Annotated in this window: 12 protein-coding genes; all 12 read left to right on the top strand. The window is 54.9% G+C overall.

Annotated features, from left to right (window positions below; translation table 11 throughout):
- The first annotated feature begins 169 nt into the window (after positions 1-169).
- The gene (locus tag P40081_RS36595; RefSeq protein WP_052421966.1) at positions 170-1,963 is read left to right on the top strand and encodes a sensor histidine kinase; all 1,794 of its coding nucleotides are present in this window, start codon (positions 170-172) and stop codon (positions 1,961-1,963) included.
- A complete protein-coding gene (locus P40081_RS24305) occupies positions 1,941-3,014 on the top strand; it encodes a response regulator transcription factor (protein ID WP_042138839.1) in 1,074 nt (357 codons plus the stop codon). The genes P40081_RS36595 and P40081_RS24305 overlap by 23 nt, the downstream gene beginning before the upstream one ends.
- A 132-nt stretch (positions 3,015-3,146) precedes the next feature.
- A complete protein-coding gene (locus P40081_RS24300) occupies positions 3,147-4,469 on the top strand; it encodes an ABC transporter substrate-binding protein (RefSeq protein WP_042138838.1) in 1,323 nt (440 codons plus the stop codon).
- Positions 4,470-4,501: 32 nt separating this feature from the next.
- Positions 4,502-5,389 carry a carbohydrate ABC transporter permease gene (locus tag P40081_RS24295; RefSeq protein WP_042138837.1) on the top strand — a complete coding sequence of 296 codons (888 nt, stop codon included), beginning with the start codon at positions 4,502-4,504 and terminating at the stop codon, positions 5,387-5,389.
- On the top strand, positions 5,386-6,258 hold the full coding sequence (locus tag P40081_RS24290; RefSeq protein WP_042138836.1) for a carbohydrate ABC transporter permease: 873 nt from the start codon (positions 5,386-5,388) through the stop codon (positions 6,256-6,258). Before P40081_RS24295 ends, P40081_RS24290 begins: the two co-directional genes overlap by 4 nt.
- Before the next feature lie 15 nt (positions 6,259-6,273).
- A complete protein-coding gene (locus P40081_RS24285; protein ID WP_052421965.1) occupies positions 6,274-8,103 on the top strand; it encodes a glycoside hydrolase family 5 protein in 1,830 nt (609 codons plus the stop codon).
- 1,069 nt (positions 8,104-9,172) lie between these two features.
- On the top strand, positions 9,173-10,051 hold the full coding sequence (locus P40081_RS24280; protein WP_083442607.1) for an ABC transporter permease: 879 nt from the start codon (positions 9,173-9,175) through the stop codon (positions 10,049-10,051).
- Positions 10,045-10,905: a carbohydrate ABC transporter permease gene (locus tag P40081_RS24275; protein WP_042138834.1), complete on the top strand. Its 861-nt coding sequence runs from the start codon at positions 10,045-10,047 to the stop codon at positions 10,903-10,905. Before P40081_RS24280 ends, P40081_RS24275 begins: the two co-directional genes overlap by 7 nt.
- A gap of 79 nt (positions 10,906-10,984) precedes the next feature.
- Positions 10,985-12,529: an extracellular solute-binding protein gene (locus P40081_RS24270; RefSeq protein ID WP_042138833.1), complete on the top strand. Its 1,545-nt coding sequence runs from the start codon at positions 10,985-10,987 to the stop codon at positions 12,527-12,529.
- A gap of 80 nt (positions 12,530-12,609) precedes the next feature.
- On the top strand, positions 12,610-14,364 hold the full coding sequence (locus P40081_RS24265) for a sensor histidine kinase (RefSeq protein ID WP_042138832.1): 1,755 nt from the start codon (positions 12,610-12,612) through the stop codon (positions 14,362-14,364).
- Positions 14,342-15,877 carry a response regulator transcription factor gene (locus tag P40081_RS36590; protein WP_052421964.1) on the top strand — a complete coding sequence of 512 codons (1,536 nt, stop codon included), beginning with the start codon at positions 14,342-14,344 and terminating at the stop codon, positions 15,875-15,877. The genes P40081_RS24265 and P40081_RS36590 overlap by 23 nt, the downstream gene beginning before the upstream one ends.
- Positions 15,878-16,016: 139 nt before the next feature.
- Positions 16,017-17,054, top strand: a complete 1,038-nt coding sequence (locus tag P40081_RS24250; RefSeq protein ID WP_042138831.1) for a LacI family DNA-binding transcriptional regulator — start codon at positions 16,017-16,019, stop codon at positions 17,052-17,054.
- Positions 17,055-17,322 lie beyond the last annotated feature (268 nt).

The following is a 17,322-nucleotide window of genomic DNA, read 5'->3' as shown; positions in this document are numbered from 1 at the left end:
GTGAATGGAATGAATCATGGCTGCGGCGCATCCTGTTTGGCGTGCATGGACCTAAGAACAGATAGAACAGCCAACTTGCGATATTCTCAGCACCGTATTGTCTGGCCTGATCCGGCATGCTATATTTTGACGGTAAAAGCAATCCAGCTTCGCAGAAAGGAATCAGCCTATGATGAAGCGGACAAGTCTCCGGGTCCGGCTCCTGGTCATCATGATTTGCCTGACCACATTGCCGGTGCTCACTGTTACCACCATTGCCACGTACAATACGCGGCAATCCGTGGAGAAGGAAATGATCAATGCGAATAACTCCCGGATGCAGTGGGCGGACCAGTATCTGGATGAGCTGATTGAACAGCTGGATACCCTGTTCTACACCCTGCAGATTAACCCGCAGCTTATGGCGGGGCTAACGGGTATGGACAGCCCGGACATTAGTGTCCAGTACCGTTCACTGAATAATATCCGCGAAGCCATAACCTCGCAGTTCTATACGAACTCCCGGAAGGTAGATGAGCTGACACTGTACATGCATGACCAATTAAAAGCCATATCCGTTGACTTCGTGAATAGTGGAAGCGTTTCCCCGCTGGATATCGGTGAGGGCCCCTGGAGCCGCCTGCCCTACGGGCCGGTCAATATGTATTTCAAGCAGAACGGCATCGGCATCTATGCCTATCACGGCATTAACCGGTTCGAGGATCACCGGCTGCTCGGAGGCATCGGCGTGCGGATCAACCGGGAGGTATGGGAGGAGGTCAGCCATATTCTCCAGTCCGAAGACGAGAGCTCGGTCTTCCTGCTGAATGATGAGGGAGAGCTGCTCTCCGGCTCGAGCATTTCCGAGAGCTCCGGTGATATCGGCAGGCGGCTGCAGAGCCTTGCCGTCTCTGAGCATGAACTGGAATTCCGGCAGGAAGGCGGCTATTTCTTCTTCATGAAAAAAGTGGCCGACGGCCAGCTTACCGTTGTGAAAGCCATTCCCTTGTCCACCGTCGCCAAGAGCGCACGGCCTACGATTGCTGCCGGTTTTCTAACCGGAGGTTTGTTCATGATTGCCTCCATTCTGCTGTCCATCCTGTTCTCGCTGCGCATTACCCGCCCGATTGTCAGTCTGGCGGTGTCGATGCGCAAGGCGCATGTCAGCAACTTCGAACAGCACTCGGTGCAGAGCCGTGATGAGATCGGGCTGCTGGAGCGCGGCTACAACTCGATGATGGAGCGGATCCGGGAGCTGATTGAGGTGGAATACCGCCAGGAGATCGAGGTCAAGAATGCCCAGCTGCTCGCCCTTCAAGCACAGATCAATCCGCATTTCCTGAACAATACGCTCCAGCTGATCGGGGGGATGGCTTTATCGAGGAATGCCGATGATATTTATAACATCACCCGGGTAATTGGCGACCTGCTGCGTTATTCGATCAGCAATGAAGGCGGGCTGGTGAAGCTGGAGGAAGAGCTTAAGCATGTGCGCAACTATGTATTTATTCAGGAGAACCGCTTCCTGGGACGCTGCAGCGTGGTGATTGAGGCGGATGAGTTCTCCCGCGCCAGTCTGCTGCCGCGCTTCACGCTGCAGCCGCTGGTGGAGAACGCTTTTGAGCATGGGCTGCAGCCGCAGCGCGGGCACTGGAGGCTGCTGATCCGGATCCGGACCGTCGGCAGCCGCACCGTATTCATGGTTAAGGACGAAGGCGTCGGCATGACGCCGGAGCGGCTGGAGGAGATCCGTGCGGCACTCCGGGGGAATGTCACGATGCTGGCCGATCCCGGGGCGGGAGAGCTTCCCCGGCGGAGAAAGGGCATCGGCCTGCACAACGTCCATTCGCGGCTGGTGCTGCAATTTGGAGAAAGATATGGAATGCGTATATACAGCAAGGCCGGGGCGGGAACACTGGTTGTGATCCAGTGGCCTGCGGCCGCAGAGGGGGGAGAGCGGAATGCTGAAGGTTCTGATTATTGACGATGAGCCCTGGTCCAGACAGGTCGTGAAGTCGCTCGGCGCCTGGGAAGAACACGGAATGCAGGTAATCGGTGAAGCGGAGGACGGAATCGAAGGACTCGAGCTGGTGGAGAAGCTTCATCCGGGGCTCGTAATTACCGATATGCGGATGCCCGGACTGGACGGGGTAGAGCTGCTGGAAAGGCTGAAGCATCAGTACCCGGAGGTGCAGATTATTGTGATGAGCGGATATGATGACTTCGTCTACCTGAAGCAGGCGATCCGCTCGAAGGCGGTTGAATATCTGCTGAAGCCGGTGGACCGGGCAGAGCTGAATAACGTTCTCTCAGAATGCGCGAAGGAGCGGGAACGGCAGCGCTTAACCGGTTCACCGCTGATGCTCATGGATCAGCCGCTGATGGAGCGTTATCTCGCCTACCGCCAGCGGATCTATGATCAGCTGCTGGCGCTGAACAAGCCGGCGGCAAGAGAAGAGCTGGAGAAGCTGGGGCGGGAGCTGGAACGCTCGGTGCCGCAGCATCAGCTGGAAGCAATGATTGAGCGGACTGCCCGTGATCTGCTGCTGCTGGCCGGTGAAGCCGCGAAGACAAACGGGGGTGTGACGGCAGCGGATGCGCCGGATACGCCCGATAGACCTGATAAGCCATGGCCGTCGGTTCAGGCTATGGTGGCGGGGCTCGGGGATCACTTCACAGAGCTGATCAACATGCTTCTGGAGCAGCGCAAGAACCGCGTTAAGCTTGATCTGGCGGAGGTTGAGGACTATATCCGGAATCATTACCTGGAGCAGGTATCGCTGGAGGGCATCGCCGCACATTTCCTGGTGACGAAGGAGCATCTCAGCCGCGCTTTCAAGGCCGCAACGGGAGATACGGTACTCGACCGGATTACCCGGCTGAGAATGGAGCGGGCCAGAGAGCTGATCGCAGGGCGTGACATGCCGATCAAGGAGGCTGCCGGACTCTGCGGGTACGAGGATCTGGCATACTTTTACCGTGTCTTCAAGAAGCACTTCGGCATTACCCCCGGAGAGCTGCGGAGCGAGAAGTGAATTTTGCGGATGATAAATAAAAATGAAAGCGTATCAATATAATGCAACTCCCGATGTTAATATCCTCAAAAGACGCTGCCCCTTATATCCCCTAGACTAAAGAGGCAGACATAACAGAAGGGGGTAACAGAAATGAAGAAAGCGCTTAATACAGCAATGACACTGATGCTTGTTCTGGGGATTGTATCGGGGTGCAGCTCCGGTTCAAATGGAAATACGCCAAGTGAGAGCGCAAGCAGCAAGCCGGCGGAAAGTGCTGCAGCAGCAGCGACTGAAGGTCCGGCCCAAAAAGTGGAGCTGAAGGTATTCATGAGCTTCCCGCGTTTTAAGGATCAATTCGATAAGTATTTCGAGCAATTCAAGGCCAAGGAGCTGGCGGACAAAAATATTGATGTCACCGTCAAGCTGGAGATGCCGAACCCGGATCAGGCCAAGCAGATTCTGGAGACCCGGATGGCCTCAAATGATGCGCCGGATGTATTCACCCTCCATGCGATTGCGGATGTGCCAAGGTATTACAAGGCCGGCTATCTGAGCGATCTGTCGGATCAGGACTTCGTACCGAAGCTGTATGACAGTGTCCGGCAGACCGTTACCTATGATGATAAAGTTGTAGCCCTGCCGCTGGAGAGCCTGTCCTGGGGTTATCTGTACAACAAGCAAATCTTCAGCGAGCTCGGCATTCAGCCGCCGCAGACACTGGATGACATGCAGGCAGCGATTGACAAGCTGAATGCAGCCGGGATTAAGCCGTTCGAGCTGAGCTTCCAGGAATCGTGGATTCCGCAGCTGATGATGGCGCTGTCTCTTGGAGGCATCGTATCCTCCGAGCATCCGGACTGGGTGGAGAAGATGAACAAAGGTGAAGCCTCCTATGCCGATGTGAAGGATGTTTTCAACATTATTGATCTGATTATGGCTAACGGCACGGATAAACCGTTTGAGGTGGGCAGTGCGGCAGGGTCCACGGATTTTGCAAACGGCAAAGCAGCAATGTGGGTGCAGGGACCGTGGCAGGCGGAATCCATCCTCAAAGCCAATCCTGATATGGAATTTGGTGTGGCTCCGCTGCCAGTCAGTAACGATCCCGCGGCTACACAGATTAATCTGGCGACCTCGACATCTCTGGCGGTATCCCCTAACAGCAAGAACAAGGATGTGGCGCTGGATCTGGTGAATTATGTGCTGGATGACCAGGATTCTTCGGCGCTGTTCGAGGAGCTGAAATTTAATCCGGTGGCGAAGCAGCACACCTACAATACCTATCCGTGGGTGACCGAGGCCAGCTCTTATGTCTCCGAAGGCAAGGCTTATCTGGATCTGTCGCTCCCGAACGGCGTAACCGATGAGACGGCCAAGCTGCTTCAGAGCTATTACACCAAGGGTGTAACTCAGGAGGAATTCATTAAGACGCTCGACAAGACTTGGGCCAATGCGGTAAAAGCAGGTAACTAAGGAAACCCAGAAACAGCATAGGAGTGATAGAGATGAGTGGAAGCAATAAAAGCAAACAGTCGCTCATTCTGCTGGCCTTCGTGTTTCCCGCCCTGCTGTTCTACGCCGTATTCATGCTTGCTCCCGCCTTCGGCGGGGCATGGTACAGCTTCACGGACTGGAACGGATTGAATCCCGCCTACCATCTGGTGGGATTCGCCAATTACATCGAAGCGCTGACGGATGATGCTTTTTTCATTGATTCAGTCTGGTTTACCCTGAAATTTGTAGTGATTATGGTCGTGCTGCAGAATGTGCTGGCCGTCCTGCTGGCGGTACTGATCGAATCACGCCGCCGCAGCAAGGCCTGGTTCCGGACGATCTTCTTCATGCCCAACATGATCAGCATGATTATCGGCGGCTTCATGTGGCTGTTCATCTTCACCAAGGCGCTGCCTTATATCGCTGAGCATGCGGGCCTGGCTTTTCTGGACCAGTCGTGGATCGGCGACCCGAAATACTCCTTTCTGGCGATTGTCATTGTCTCCTTGTGGGGCGGCGTAGGTTACCTGATGGTGATCTATATTGCGGCTCTGCAAGGGGTGCCGGATGCGCTCAAAGAAGCGGCTGCAATCGACGGCGCGAACAGCTGGCAGACCTTCCGCAGCATTACGCTGCCTATGGTCTATCCGGCTGTAACGATCGGTATCTTCGTGACGCTGAACAGCTCGTTCAAGGCCTTTGATGCCGTGTTCGCGCTCACCGGGGGCGGGCCGGGAAGAGCGACGCAGGTGCTTGCGCTGAATATTTTTGAGGAAGCGTTCAAGATGAGCGGCCGTTACGGCTACGCCAGTGCCAAGGCGATGATCCTGTTCCTGGTGGTCCTGGTGATCACGCTGATACAGCTGAGCATCATGAAACGAAGAGAGGTGGAGGCATGAGTACCGTCCGGTTGAATTCAACATCTAAGTCCGGTATTGCGGGGCGGCGCAGAGTGTCTTCGGTGATCATATTTCTTTTTCTGCTGGCAGGTGCCGTAATTACGCTCTTTCCGGTCTACATGGGGGTGCTCAACTCTCTGAAGACGGAAGGGGACATGATGAATAATATTCTGGCTATTCCGAGTAAGCTGGAATTCGGCAACTATAGTGATGCTTTTGAGAAAACAAATTTCCTGCGGAGCCTCGGCAATACCGTGGTGGTCGCAGCTACCGGCCTGGTCGGCATTATTCTATTCTCGTCCATGGCCGGCTATAAGCTGTCCAGAACACCCGGCAGACTGAGCACGTTCCTGTTCAACCTGTTCGTCCTGTCGATGCTGATTCCGTTCCATTCGATCATGATCTCGCTGAACCGGATCTCCATGAAGCTGGCGGTGCAGGGCACAACGGTCGGCCTCGGCCTGATCTATATCGGGCTTGGCGTGTCGATGGCCATCTTCCTGTACCACGGATTCGTCAAATCGGTCCCCCGGGATCTGGATGAGGCTGCGGTGATCGACGGCTGCGGGGAGGTCAGGCTGTTCACTACGATTATTTTTCCGCTTCTGCTGCCGATTACGACAACTGTGGCGATTCTCAACCTGCTGTGGATGTGGAATGACTTTCTGCTGCCGCTGCTCATGCTCACGGATGCCGATCAATATACGCTGCTGCTGTCCACCAACATGCTGTTCGGACAATATGGCAATAATGACTGGTCGGCGATTCTGTCTTCGCTGGTGCTGACGATGCTGCCCGTTGTAATTCTATATCTGCTGCTGCAAAAATATATTCTGAATGGCATTGCCGAAGGCGCCGTCAAAGGGTAAAGGGAGGAAATACAAATGATTCACCCGGACGATCATGAAGTAAGCGGGTTTCTCTATGCAGACGGACACCGCTTAAGAAACGGGGAAGGGCGCGAGCTGCTGCTGCGCGGTGTAGGGCTTGGAAGCTGGCTGCTGCCTGAAGGGTACATGTGGCGTTTCCCGGAACAGGGAGACCGTCCGCGCCGGATCGAAGCGATGATTATAGCGCTTATTGGTGCTGACAGGGCGGAGGCGTTCTGGGAGACCTATTATGACCGCTATGTGGCCGAAGCGGATATTGCGCGGATTGCCGCAGAAGGCTTCAACTCGATCCGGATTCCGATTAACGCCCGCTATATCCTGCGGGAAGAAGAGGGAGTGTCCGGCTGGCATGAGGAGCATCTGGTGCGGCTGGATCAGATTATCGGCTGGTGCAGGGAGCACAGAGTCTACGCCATTCTGGATCTGCATGGAGCACCCGGCGGCCAGACCGGAACGAATATCGACGACTCCGCGCAGGATCTGCCGGAGTTGTTCACGGATGAACGCAACAAGCAGCTGACCATCGCCATCTGGCGGATGCTCGCCGGGCGGTACAAAGATGAGTGGATCGTTGCGGGCTATGACCTGCTGAATGAGCCGCTACCGGACTGGTTCTCGCAGTACAATGACCAGGTGATGCCGCTGTACCGCGAGATTATCGCGGCTATCCGGGAGGTTGATGCCCGGCATATGATAATTCTGGAGGGTGTGCACTGGGCGACGGACTGGTCGATCTTCGAGGGATTGCCGGATAATAAGCTGCCGGATGATAATGTAATGCTGCAGTTTCACAAGTACTGGAACAATCCCGATACGGAGAGTATTCAGAAGTATCTGGACGCAAGAGAGCGGCTAAATCTGCCGCTGTTCATGGGCGAGGGCGGGGAGAACAATAAGGACTGGTACGCCGGTGCATTCCAGCTGTTTGAGGATCACGGCATCTCCTGGAACTTCTGGACCTGGAAAAAGCTCGACACCGATAATTCCCCCTGTTCCATCGTTCTTCCGCAAGGCTGGCACAAGCTGGTCAGCTATCTGGAGGGAGGCGTGAAGCCGGAGCGTGTGGAGGCACAGGCGATTCTGGATGAATATCTGCACAACCTGAGTCTGGACCATTGTGTGTACCATTCAGATGTTGTCCATTCGCTGTTCCGGCGGCTGCCGGTGCGGATTCCTGCTATTTTTTATGGCTACAAGGGGAGCGGTCTGAGCTTCGGGAGAGCTCCCGGCAGGCAGGCTGCGGCAGGCATCGGCTTCCGGGAGGAGGACGGAATGGACTTCCGCTTCGTGGAGGGAGACCGGATGGTACCCAATTTCCAGCATGGCCGCGGGGAAGTCTGGCTGCCTGAGGAGAGGCTATGTGTCATACTGGCCGAGGGTGATTGGGCGGCGTATGAATTTACGGTTTCGGGTCGGGATTCGGAGCGGCTGAGCCCGGAGGATACGGAGGGCTTGCGGGAGCGGCAGGAGTCACGGGACCCGGAGGATGCGCCAGAGTTGCAGAGCTTGGAGGAACCGGGGGACACGCAGGAGTCGCAGGACACGCGGGTCTTGGAGGAGTCGCAGGACACGCAGGGCTCGGAGGATAGGCAGGATTCGCTGGCTCTGGAGCTGCGGGTCCTGATGAGCGGGCCGGACAGTGAGCTGCTGGTGAAGCTGGACGGTCAGGAGATCGGCCGAATTCACGGTGCTGCCTCGGACTTCGGGCAGGACTGGCAGACGGTGCGGATTCAGAGCGGCCAGCGGCTGGAGGCCGGAAGCCATGAGCTGACCGTCAGCGCGGCGGCTGGTGCGGCATCCCTGGAGTGGCTGGATTTGCGGTAGTGCAAAGGTGCTGTAAAGGTACAACATGAAGGTACAGTAAGGATGCAGCGAAGGAACAGTGAGGGTACGGTAAAGGTACAATGAGAGTGCAGTAAAGGTAGAGTAAAGGTACAGTAGATGTACAGCAAAGGTACAAAGAAGGTACAGTATGGATACAGTGAAGGTACGGCGAGGGTGCAGTAAAAGTAGAGTAAATGGTAGGGTAGAGGTAATGTAAGAATAGAATATAATTAGAGTGAAGGTAAAGTAGAGGTACAGCGAAAGTACAGCGAAGGTACAGCGAAGGTACAGTAAAGGTACAGTATGGGAATGCAGACAAGCATGCCCGCCTGCGCTAACAGGATCATTCAGCTAATGTGATAAGGCTCGTAAATTGCGTTTCCGCAGTTTACGGGCCTTTTTGTATGCAATAATACTTTGTTACGTAGTTACCTTTGTTACCTCAGGAATTTCCTCATTCATCCGCTTTCCGTGGCAGGAGCGGTTGACTTTTTATGAAATATTGCACATAATACAACATTTTCACCCTAATATCGATTCAAATCCAATATTGTTGTATCAAATGCAACATTTAGCCTATTTCAGACGGCTTAGCCGGATTATTCTTGTATTTTATACAACAATCCTCCCGAACACTGAGCTATCCGTGAATCAAAGTTGTAAAACGTACAACAATTTTGTCTTCAGTACTTCTAGGATGTCTCCATTCAGCCGGCAACGAATCACGCGCATGGAATTGACGTATTCCGCCAGTCCTACAGCGATCATTCGGTAAATTGTCGGGTTGTTGTCTATAGTGCGGCTTATATAGACTGGAGTTGAAACTGTAATGCAGGTTAGTGCTGTTTCATGTCCCCCTACAGACCGGCTCAATCCGAATAGTAATATTGTTCTATCAATCCCTTAAATCCGTTCATGGCTGCCCCGCGGTTCCCTTGTTATTCTTATCTTGTAAACGATATCAATGCAAAGAGGTGAATTCCTTGTGGCGCATTTCCCGGCTCCCCTGAACACTGCCGCAACGCCGAAGAGCGCATACAGAGCTAAGGTGTGGAAGCGCATATGGAGTATGCGTACCCTGTATCTCATGCTGCTTCCCGGTGTGGCCTACTACATTATTTACAAGTATATACCCATGTACGGAGTGCTGATTGCCTTCAAAGATTATGACATTTTGAGCGGAATTGTGCGCAGTCCGTGGGCAGACCCCTGGTACAAGCATTTTCAGTTTTTTTTCGAATCGCCTTATTTCAGTCAATTGCTCACGAACACATTCCTGATCAGTCTGTATAAAACAATCTGGGGAACGATTCCTGCCATCGGCGTGGCTCTGCTCATTCATGAAGGCCGCAGCCTTTGGCTGAACCGGATCGTACAAACGCTGAGCTATATGCCCCATTTTCTGTCCTATGTCATTATCTACGGCATTGCAATTGCCTTTCTGTCCGAAACCTCAGGCCTCGTCAACCGCTGGGTGGTGGAAGCGGGCGGGAACGGCATTCCGTTTCTGACCTCGACAGCGTATTTCCGCAGTGTGCTGGTGGGAACCGATGTCTGGAAGGATCTTGGCTGGGGGGCTATCATTTATCTGGCAGCCATGTCCAGCATTGATGCTACGCTTTATGAAGCAGCCCGCATCGACGGCGCGGGAAGGCTTCGCCGGATCTGGCATGTGACACTGCCCGGCATACGTTCCGTGATTATCCTGCTGCTGGTACTGAAGGTCGGCTCTGCACTGGATGCCGGTTTCGAGCAGATTTACATTATGTACAATCTCCAGGTAATGCCGGTGGCAGATATTATTGATACCTGGGTATTCCGGGTAGGCCTGGAGCAACTGAATTTCAGCCTGGCGACAGCGGTCGGATTGTTCAAATCCTTGATTGGACTTGTGCTTATCTTCCTGTCTAATAAGCTGGCCCGGAGATGGGGGGGCAATCTATGGTAAGCCGCGGAAACGAACGCTATTTCGATTATTTCATTAATATCCTGCTGATATTGCTGGCCGTGATTTCCGTCTTTCCCCTGCTGTATGTGTTCGCCGTATCCATTACACCCTACAGCGAAGTGCTGCGCAACGGCGGTTTTGTGCTGATTCCCCGCCGGATTACCTTTGAGGCCTATAAGGCGCTGTTTGGAATGGATGCTATTCCCCGCGCCTTCCTCGTGACCAGCTTCGTTACGGTAATGAGCACACTGATCAATCTGGTCCTGACAGTGCTCATGGCCTATACCTTGAGCCGTAAGCATCTGGTCGGCCGCAGCTTCTTCATCTTCCTGATCGTGTTCACCATGATGTTCGGCGGCGGCTTGATCCCGACCTACCTGGTCGTAAAAGGAACCGGCCTGCTCAACACGGTCTGGGCGATGATTATTCCCGGGGCGATGTCTACCTGGAATGTGCTTGTGGTCAAAACGTTCTTCGAAAACCTGCCCGAAGAACTGTTCGAATCGGGACGGATCGACGGTGCGGGCGAATTTACAGTGCTGCTGCGGCTGGCCCTGCCGCTCTCCATCCCGGTACTGATGACCATCGGCTTGTTCTGTGTCGTAGGCAGCTGGAATACCTTCTTCAGCGCCGTCTACTATATTACTGACCCCGGCTTGAATCCGCTTCAGGTCATCATCCGCGGTCTGTTATTATCCTCCGAGCAAATGGAATATAATGCGGACATTGTACTGCCGACAACGACCTTGCAGATGGCTTCGGTAGTGGCGGCAAGCCTGCCGGTCATCGTGGTCTATCCCTTCGTGCAGAAGCATCTGACCAAGGGCATGCTGATCGGCGCCGTGAAGGGTTAACGGATTGTTCCCGGCGCTGTTCAAACGCCGGCAGCGCCGACTCAATACAACATTTGGTATACGAAAGGGGAGCATCATCATGAAACAAAAGAAGCGTATTCCTGCTGTACTGGCCTGTGTATTAACAGCGGGCCTGCTGCTGGCCGCCTGCGGAGGAAGCCCACAGTCAGATTCCTCCGCTACGGAGGGGCCGGGTTCATCTACAGACGCTCCGGCGGACGCCCGGGCGGAGAAGGTAGCTATCGAGGTCATGCGGGTCGGATGGAACACCACCACCCAGATGCCCAAGGAACAAGATAACTTCGTGAAGAAGACGCTGGATGAGAAGCTCAATATTGATCTGAAAATGACGCTGACCTCTTCTGCGGATGAATTCATTCAGAAGCTGAATATCCGGGCGGCGGGCAGCGACTTGCCCGATGTGATCCTCTTCAATGGACGGAATGAGTTCCAGGAATATGTCAAGAAGAACATTCTGCTTGATCTGGAGCCGTATAAGGAGAAATTGAAGCCCGCAGCGGATGCCATCGGAGACAATGTGTACAGCCGGGTGGAGGTTAACGGCAAGCATTACGCCATATCGCTTAATCCCCAGAGTAACTGGAATTTATTCTGGCTGCGCAAGGATTGGCTGGATAAGCTGCAGCTGCCGGTTCCAGAGACCCTGGATGAAGTATTTGAAGTTGCGAAAGCGTTTACCGAACAGGACCCGGACGGGAATAACAAGAAAGATACTTTCGGCATCACAGGCAGTCTCGGCACTCTGGTGCATCTGATCAACCTGCAGCATGGCGTCGCCGACGCGCTGTATATCAAGGACGGGAAGATGGTCAACGGCATGTTCGAGCCGGAAATGAAGGAAGCGCTGGCTTATACTCAGAAGGTGCTGAATTCCGGCGTGGTCGATCCGGAGATTGCCAGCAACAAGGGCGACAACGCCAAAGATAAAGCGTTCCAGGGCAAGGCCGGCATTATCATCAGTGACTGGACGCAGATTATGAAGGACAATGAAGTGGAGAAATGGAAGGGCGCCAATCCGGATGCGGAATTCCTGATGCTGAACAAGCTGCAGGGACCCAAAGCGAATATCCTTGCCGCCATGGATAAATCCAGCGTATCCGGCATCGTAGCCATTTCACGCCAGGCCGCCCAAGACGAAACCAAACTGAACCGCATTTTTGACCTTATCAATTATACAGCCTCCGGTGAAGGCTCCGAGCTTGTTCAGTTTGGCCAGGAAGGTGTACATTTCACCAAAGAAAACGGTAAGCCGGTAATTACGGACCGGTCCGCAGAGGCGGCATTCACCTGGGTCTACCAGCTGGCCGGCCGGCCGGAAGCGGAATATCTGAGCACCAAATTTGCCAAACAGATTGACTATATTCAGGCTAGCGAACAGGTTGAAGTGCTGGATACCTACAACGGGTTTGTTGTCTTCCCTCAGAACTACAACGCAGCTGATGCCGACCGCTTCAAGAACGAGGAAATGCTCAAATTCCAATACGGCAAAAACAAGCTGGAGCAATACGACAGCTTCCTGGAGAAGCTGAACACGACCTTCAAGTACCAGCTCTTCCAGGACAGCGCAATGAAACAGCTGCAGGAGCTGGGTTATGCGGAATGAGCAGGATAACCCTGCGGAGGCCGGCAGTTGTGATATACTGTAGCATGAATTTACGGTAACGATAACCGGGAGGGAAGACGATGGGAGGCTGGAAACGCATATGGCCACAAAAGTTCAGAAACCGCTTGTTTGCCGCTGTTGTGATCTTCCTCCTGCTGCCCTTTTTCCTGCTGCAAATCTATAATTACCGGATGATGGAACGGACCGTATCCCGTGAGTTTCAGGAAAAGGCAATCGAGCAGCTCAACGTGGTTAACGACGCCTTGAACAACGAGATCAATAAAGCTTTCCTCTATTATGTGTACCTGGAGCGGGACCCTTATACCCGCTCCGTATTGCTGTATCCGGGACAACTCAATCCTGCGGAGAAAGCGGTATTCCTGCAAAGCACCGCCCGTCCGGCATCGCTGGAGCTGCCCGCCCAGATTACCGTCACGCTGGCTGACCGGTCCGGCACGCTGTACCGCACCGACGGGCTTGTGCAGACCGGGCAGGAGCATGCCAATTTTGTCCGGGAGAGCGGGTTTGCCGGACTCGGTGCTGAGGGAGACTCCTTCCGCTGGGTGACCGGCGAGGATTTGTCCATGTATGCTGTATTGCTCGATAACCGGCAGCAGCCGTTCGGTTATCTGCGGGTTAATTTTTATTATGACGGCTGGCTTGCCGAAGCATCGCGGGATCTGCTGCTCCAGCAGCATTATGTATTGATGGACCAGGGAGGCCAATTGCTCAATTCCTCCGATTACTTCCGGGCGGTGGACCGCACGGCCATCCAAGAAATGATCCGCGTTCCGGAAAGAGAGGAACCTATGCAGCGGGTTGATTATGAGAGCTCGTCAATTCTGACGATCAGCCCGCTCTACAATCTGGATTGGTATCTGGCCGCGTCCATGCCGCTGAATACTTATCTTGGGAATATGAAGGAACTGCGGGAGCAGAATTTCAATTTCTCCCTGCTGTTGTCCGGCGGCTTCCTCCTGCTTACCTTCCTCATCGCCGGTGCCATGTCCCGGCCCATCGCGCTGCTCCGGCGTAAGATGGCATTATCCGCACAGGGGGAATTGAATACACGGGTGGAAGAATCCTTTTTCCATGGAGAGATGAGGGATTTGGCGGCCACGTTCAATACGATGATGACGGATATCGGCGGATTGCTGCAGAAGCTGAAGCTGGAGGAACGGCAGAAGGAAGCGCTGCATTACCAGATGCTGACCGCCCAGATGAATCCGCACTTCCTGCTGAACACGCTGAACACGATCAAATGGATCGCCTATGAAAAGGAAGAGGATGATATCGCGGAAATATCGATTTCTTTGGGCAAATTGCTGGAAACAAGCCTGTACTCGGATGTAGAGCTGATTCCCTTGCAGAATGAGCTGGATCTGTTGCAGGCGTATGTATATATCCAGAATATCCGCTATGAAGGCAAAGTAAGGGTCACTCTGGATGTGGAGGAAGGGCTGGCCTATGCTCTTGTTCCGAAGCTGGCGCTGCAGCCGCTGATGGAGAATGCCTTCAAACATGGCTTCTCCACGCTGCAGGAGGATGCCCGGGTCTCTGTCCGGGCAAGGAGATCGGGACGCTCGCTGATTCTGGAGCTGGAGGACAACGGTGTCGGCCTTGCCCGCGCCGGGGAACACCCGGAGCTCCGCTCGCGCAAGAGCATCGGAATCGCCAACATCCGCCAGCGCCTGCAGCTGCTGTTCCGGGAAGATGGCAGTCTCGTTCTTCTGGAGGGGGAGAAGGGGACAATGGCACGCATCACCATCCCGTTATTGATTGCAAATCCTTTCCAATCCGGAGGTGCAGAGCATGTGGAAAATTCTTCTGGTTGAAGACGAGCCGTTTGTCCGGCGCAAGCTGCTTAAACTGGTGGACTGGGAAGCTTATGGCTTCAGTGTGGCAGGGGAAGCTTCCGACGGAGAGGAGGCCTTGCAGCTGATGCATCAGCTGAGACCCGATCTTGTCATTGCCGACATTCTTATGCCCCGCATGGATGGCCTGGAATTGCTGCGGCAGACGCGCCATGCCGGGCTGGACAGCCGGTTTGTCATGCTGACCTGCATGGGCGAGTTCGAATATGCCCGCAAAGCGCTGGAGCTCGGAGCCAGCGGATATGTGCTCAAGCTGTCGCTGAGCATCCCGGAGCTGCAGGGGCTTCTGCTTAAGATCGGCGAAGAATTGTCAGCCTCGCGCAGGCAGCGGCATGCGCTGCTGGGACAGGAATTCAACCGTTATTATGGCCTCGTCTGGGAGGCGGTGAAGGCGGGGCAGGAGACAGCGCCGCCTGCGCCTCCGGCATCCTACCGGCGGCTGCTCATGGTCTCCTGCATCGGGACCGCCCGGCCGCTGCTGGCAGCCGTCCTGGAAGCCTGTCCGCCAGACACCTGGATGGAGGAGGTCTGGACCGGTTCTTTTACGGCAGACGGCTGTACGACCTGCTTCTTCTGGTCTGACGGCAGCCTTAGGCTGCCCGGTAACCTTACGGCGGGCATGCCCGTTCAGGCCGTGGCCTGCGGCGGTCCGGTTCCGCCCGGTCTCATCCATGCGGAGTGGACCCGGCTCTACCGGCAGCTAAACGACCTCTGGTACGAAATTAAGGGCGAAGCTCCGGCAGACGGCAGCGGAGCAGAGTCCGCCTCTACATCTGCCGCCGGGCCCGAGGCGGCCGGAGAGCCGAAGCTTCCGCCTATATGGGTCATGGAGAAGGAGATTGTTCTGGCCTTTGCCCAGCGGCGGAGCGCGGATATGCAGCGTACGGCCTGCGCGATGTGGGAAACGCTGCGGGCAAGCCGGCTGCCCTTCTGCCTGGTGATGGAGAAGGCGGAACGCCTGGTGCGGACCTTTGCCGAAATCGGCAATCAGCCTCCGTCCGGGCCTGTTCAGCAACTGCGCGAAGTGGCCACCCACCGGGAGCTGCTCGCTTGCTTTTTGGCGGCCGCGGATGAAATGCAGGTGCGCATGGCCGCAGCGGAGGGAATAACAACCAATCATCCCGAAATCAACCGTGTGCTGGAATACATCCACAGCCGTTTTGCCGAGAACATCACTCTGCGGGCGGTCGCCCGTTATGTCGCCATGGAGGAGCATTATCTCAGCGGGCTTTTCCGCCTGAAGACAGGGGAGACGCTCATCAACTACCTGCAGCATGTGCGCGTGAAGAAAGCCCGGCGCTTACTCCGCGAGACAGACTTAACCGTTAATGAAATCGGCCGCAGCGTCGGGTTCCCGAACGATAATTATTTTATCAAAACGTTCAAGAAATGGTCCGGACAAACCCCCGGGGCCTACCGCAGGGACAGAAGGGAGGCGGAGACGGCGAACCCGCCTTCGGAGAGGCCAGTTTAGATTCCAAGCGCTCTTAGCGGAGGCCACGCGGCGGAGTATATTGCCAAAGGCTTCCCCTGTTTAACCAGATATAAAAATGAAAGAAAGCGCTGTACAACTTTTTATAACACGTGTTATACTCTCGGTGAGGTGCTGATATATGGGCAAAAAAAGAGTGACCAGCTTTGACGTAGCCAAGCGGGCAGGCGTGTCCCGCAGTGTGGTATCTGCGGTGCTGAATGATACTCCCGGCATCGGGGTTGGAGCGGAGACGCGCGAAGCCGTGCTGGAAGCCATCCGCGAGCTGAATTACCATGTGGACGCCGGAGCGCGCAGCATGAAGACGGGAAGAAGCATGACGCTTGCCGCTTTCGGTGATACGCGTCATCCGCTGTTCACCCGGCTGCTGGAAGGCATGCAGCGGGAGTGTGAGCTCAGCGGGTATCATATTCTGCTCTGCTCTCCGCGCCATAAGGGGAACGCCAACGGCAGGACCGAGCTGCTGGAGCTATATCACCGGCGGAAGATCGACGGGATTGTGACGCTGGATCATACCAGCTACCACGATGAGGAGTGGGCTTCCCGCATAGGGAATGCCGGAATCCCCTATGTTTCTGTGGAAGGGTACGCAGAAGTGCCCGGTGTGTTTTCCGTGCTGGCCGATTATTCGGGCAGTGTGGAGACGGCGCTGAATTATTTGCTGCGGGAGGGTACACCGCAGCAGCCCGGCCCGGTCTATGCCGAGGTATACCACGGGCATAGCGCGGATAACTGGGCGGAGCGGAACCGCCGCGATGCCTATACCGGCTGGTGCAGCGCACATGGGATGGAGCCAATCGTGATCCGTCTGGAGGAACACCATGGCGACTGGACAGCGTGCCTGCAGAGGCTGGCGGATAGCGGGCCACAGCATGCGCCGCTGCTGGTCAACTGGTCAAGCGCAATTCCCGATCTGTACCGGGCGGCTCACAAGCTTGGCCTGCGTATCGGTGAAGATGTGCGGATCATGGCGGCAGATAATACGATTCAGGGTCACCGTCTTAGCCTGCCGTCTCTAAGCTGCGTAGAAATCCCTTATGTGAGTATGGGAGAAGAGGCGGTACGCTGCTTACTTACGCAGATGAACGGCGGGAACGAAGCAGGACAGGCGGACAAAATCTGGCTTCCAGCAGTATTACGGGCAGGAGAAAGCGCGTAACCTCGCTTGGTATGAAGGGGAGGCTAAGCCATTCATGGTGTTACACTTGCTGCCGGCACTGCCTGAACAGCTTTTGCTGGGGGACGATGTAGCTTTAGCTTGCACATAGTCTGAGCCGGCTGAGCTAACAGGCAATATGCCTTAAGCAGCGATTCACTTTGTAGTGGCAGCTTATCCTAATTAGCAGGGAACGGTACCATCCTTACACGGATGGACCGTCTTTCTGCCCATTTTATAACACGTGTTATACAAAAGGGAGGAAAATCGG

Source organism: Paenibacillus sp. FSL P4-0081, from assembly GCF_000758565.1.
GTDB lineage: Bacteria > Bacillota > Bacilli > Paenibacillales > Paenibacillaceae > Paenibacillus_AQ > Paenibacillus_AQ phytohabitans.
This window is presented reverse-complemented; position numbering and strand designations above follow the sequence as displayed.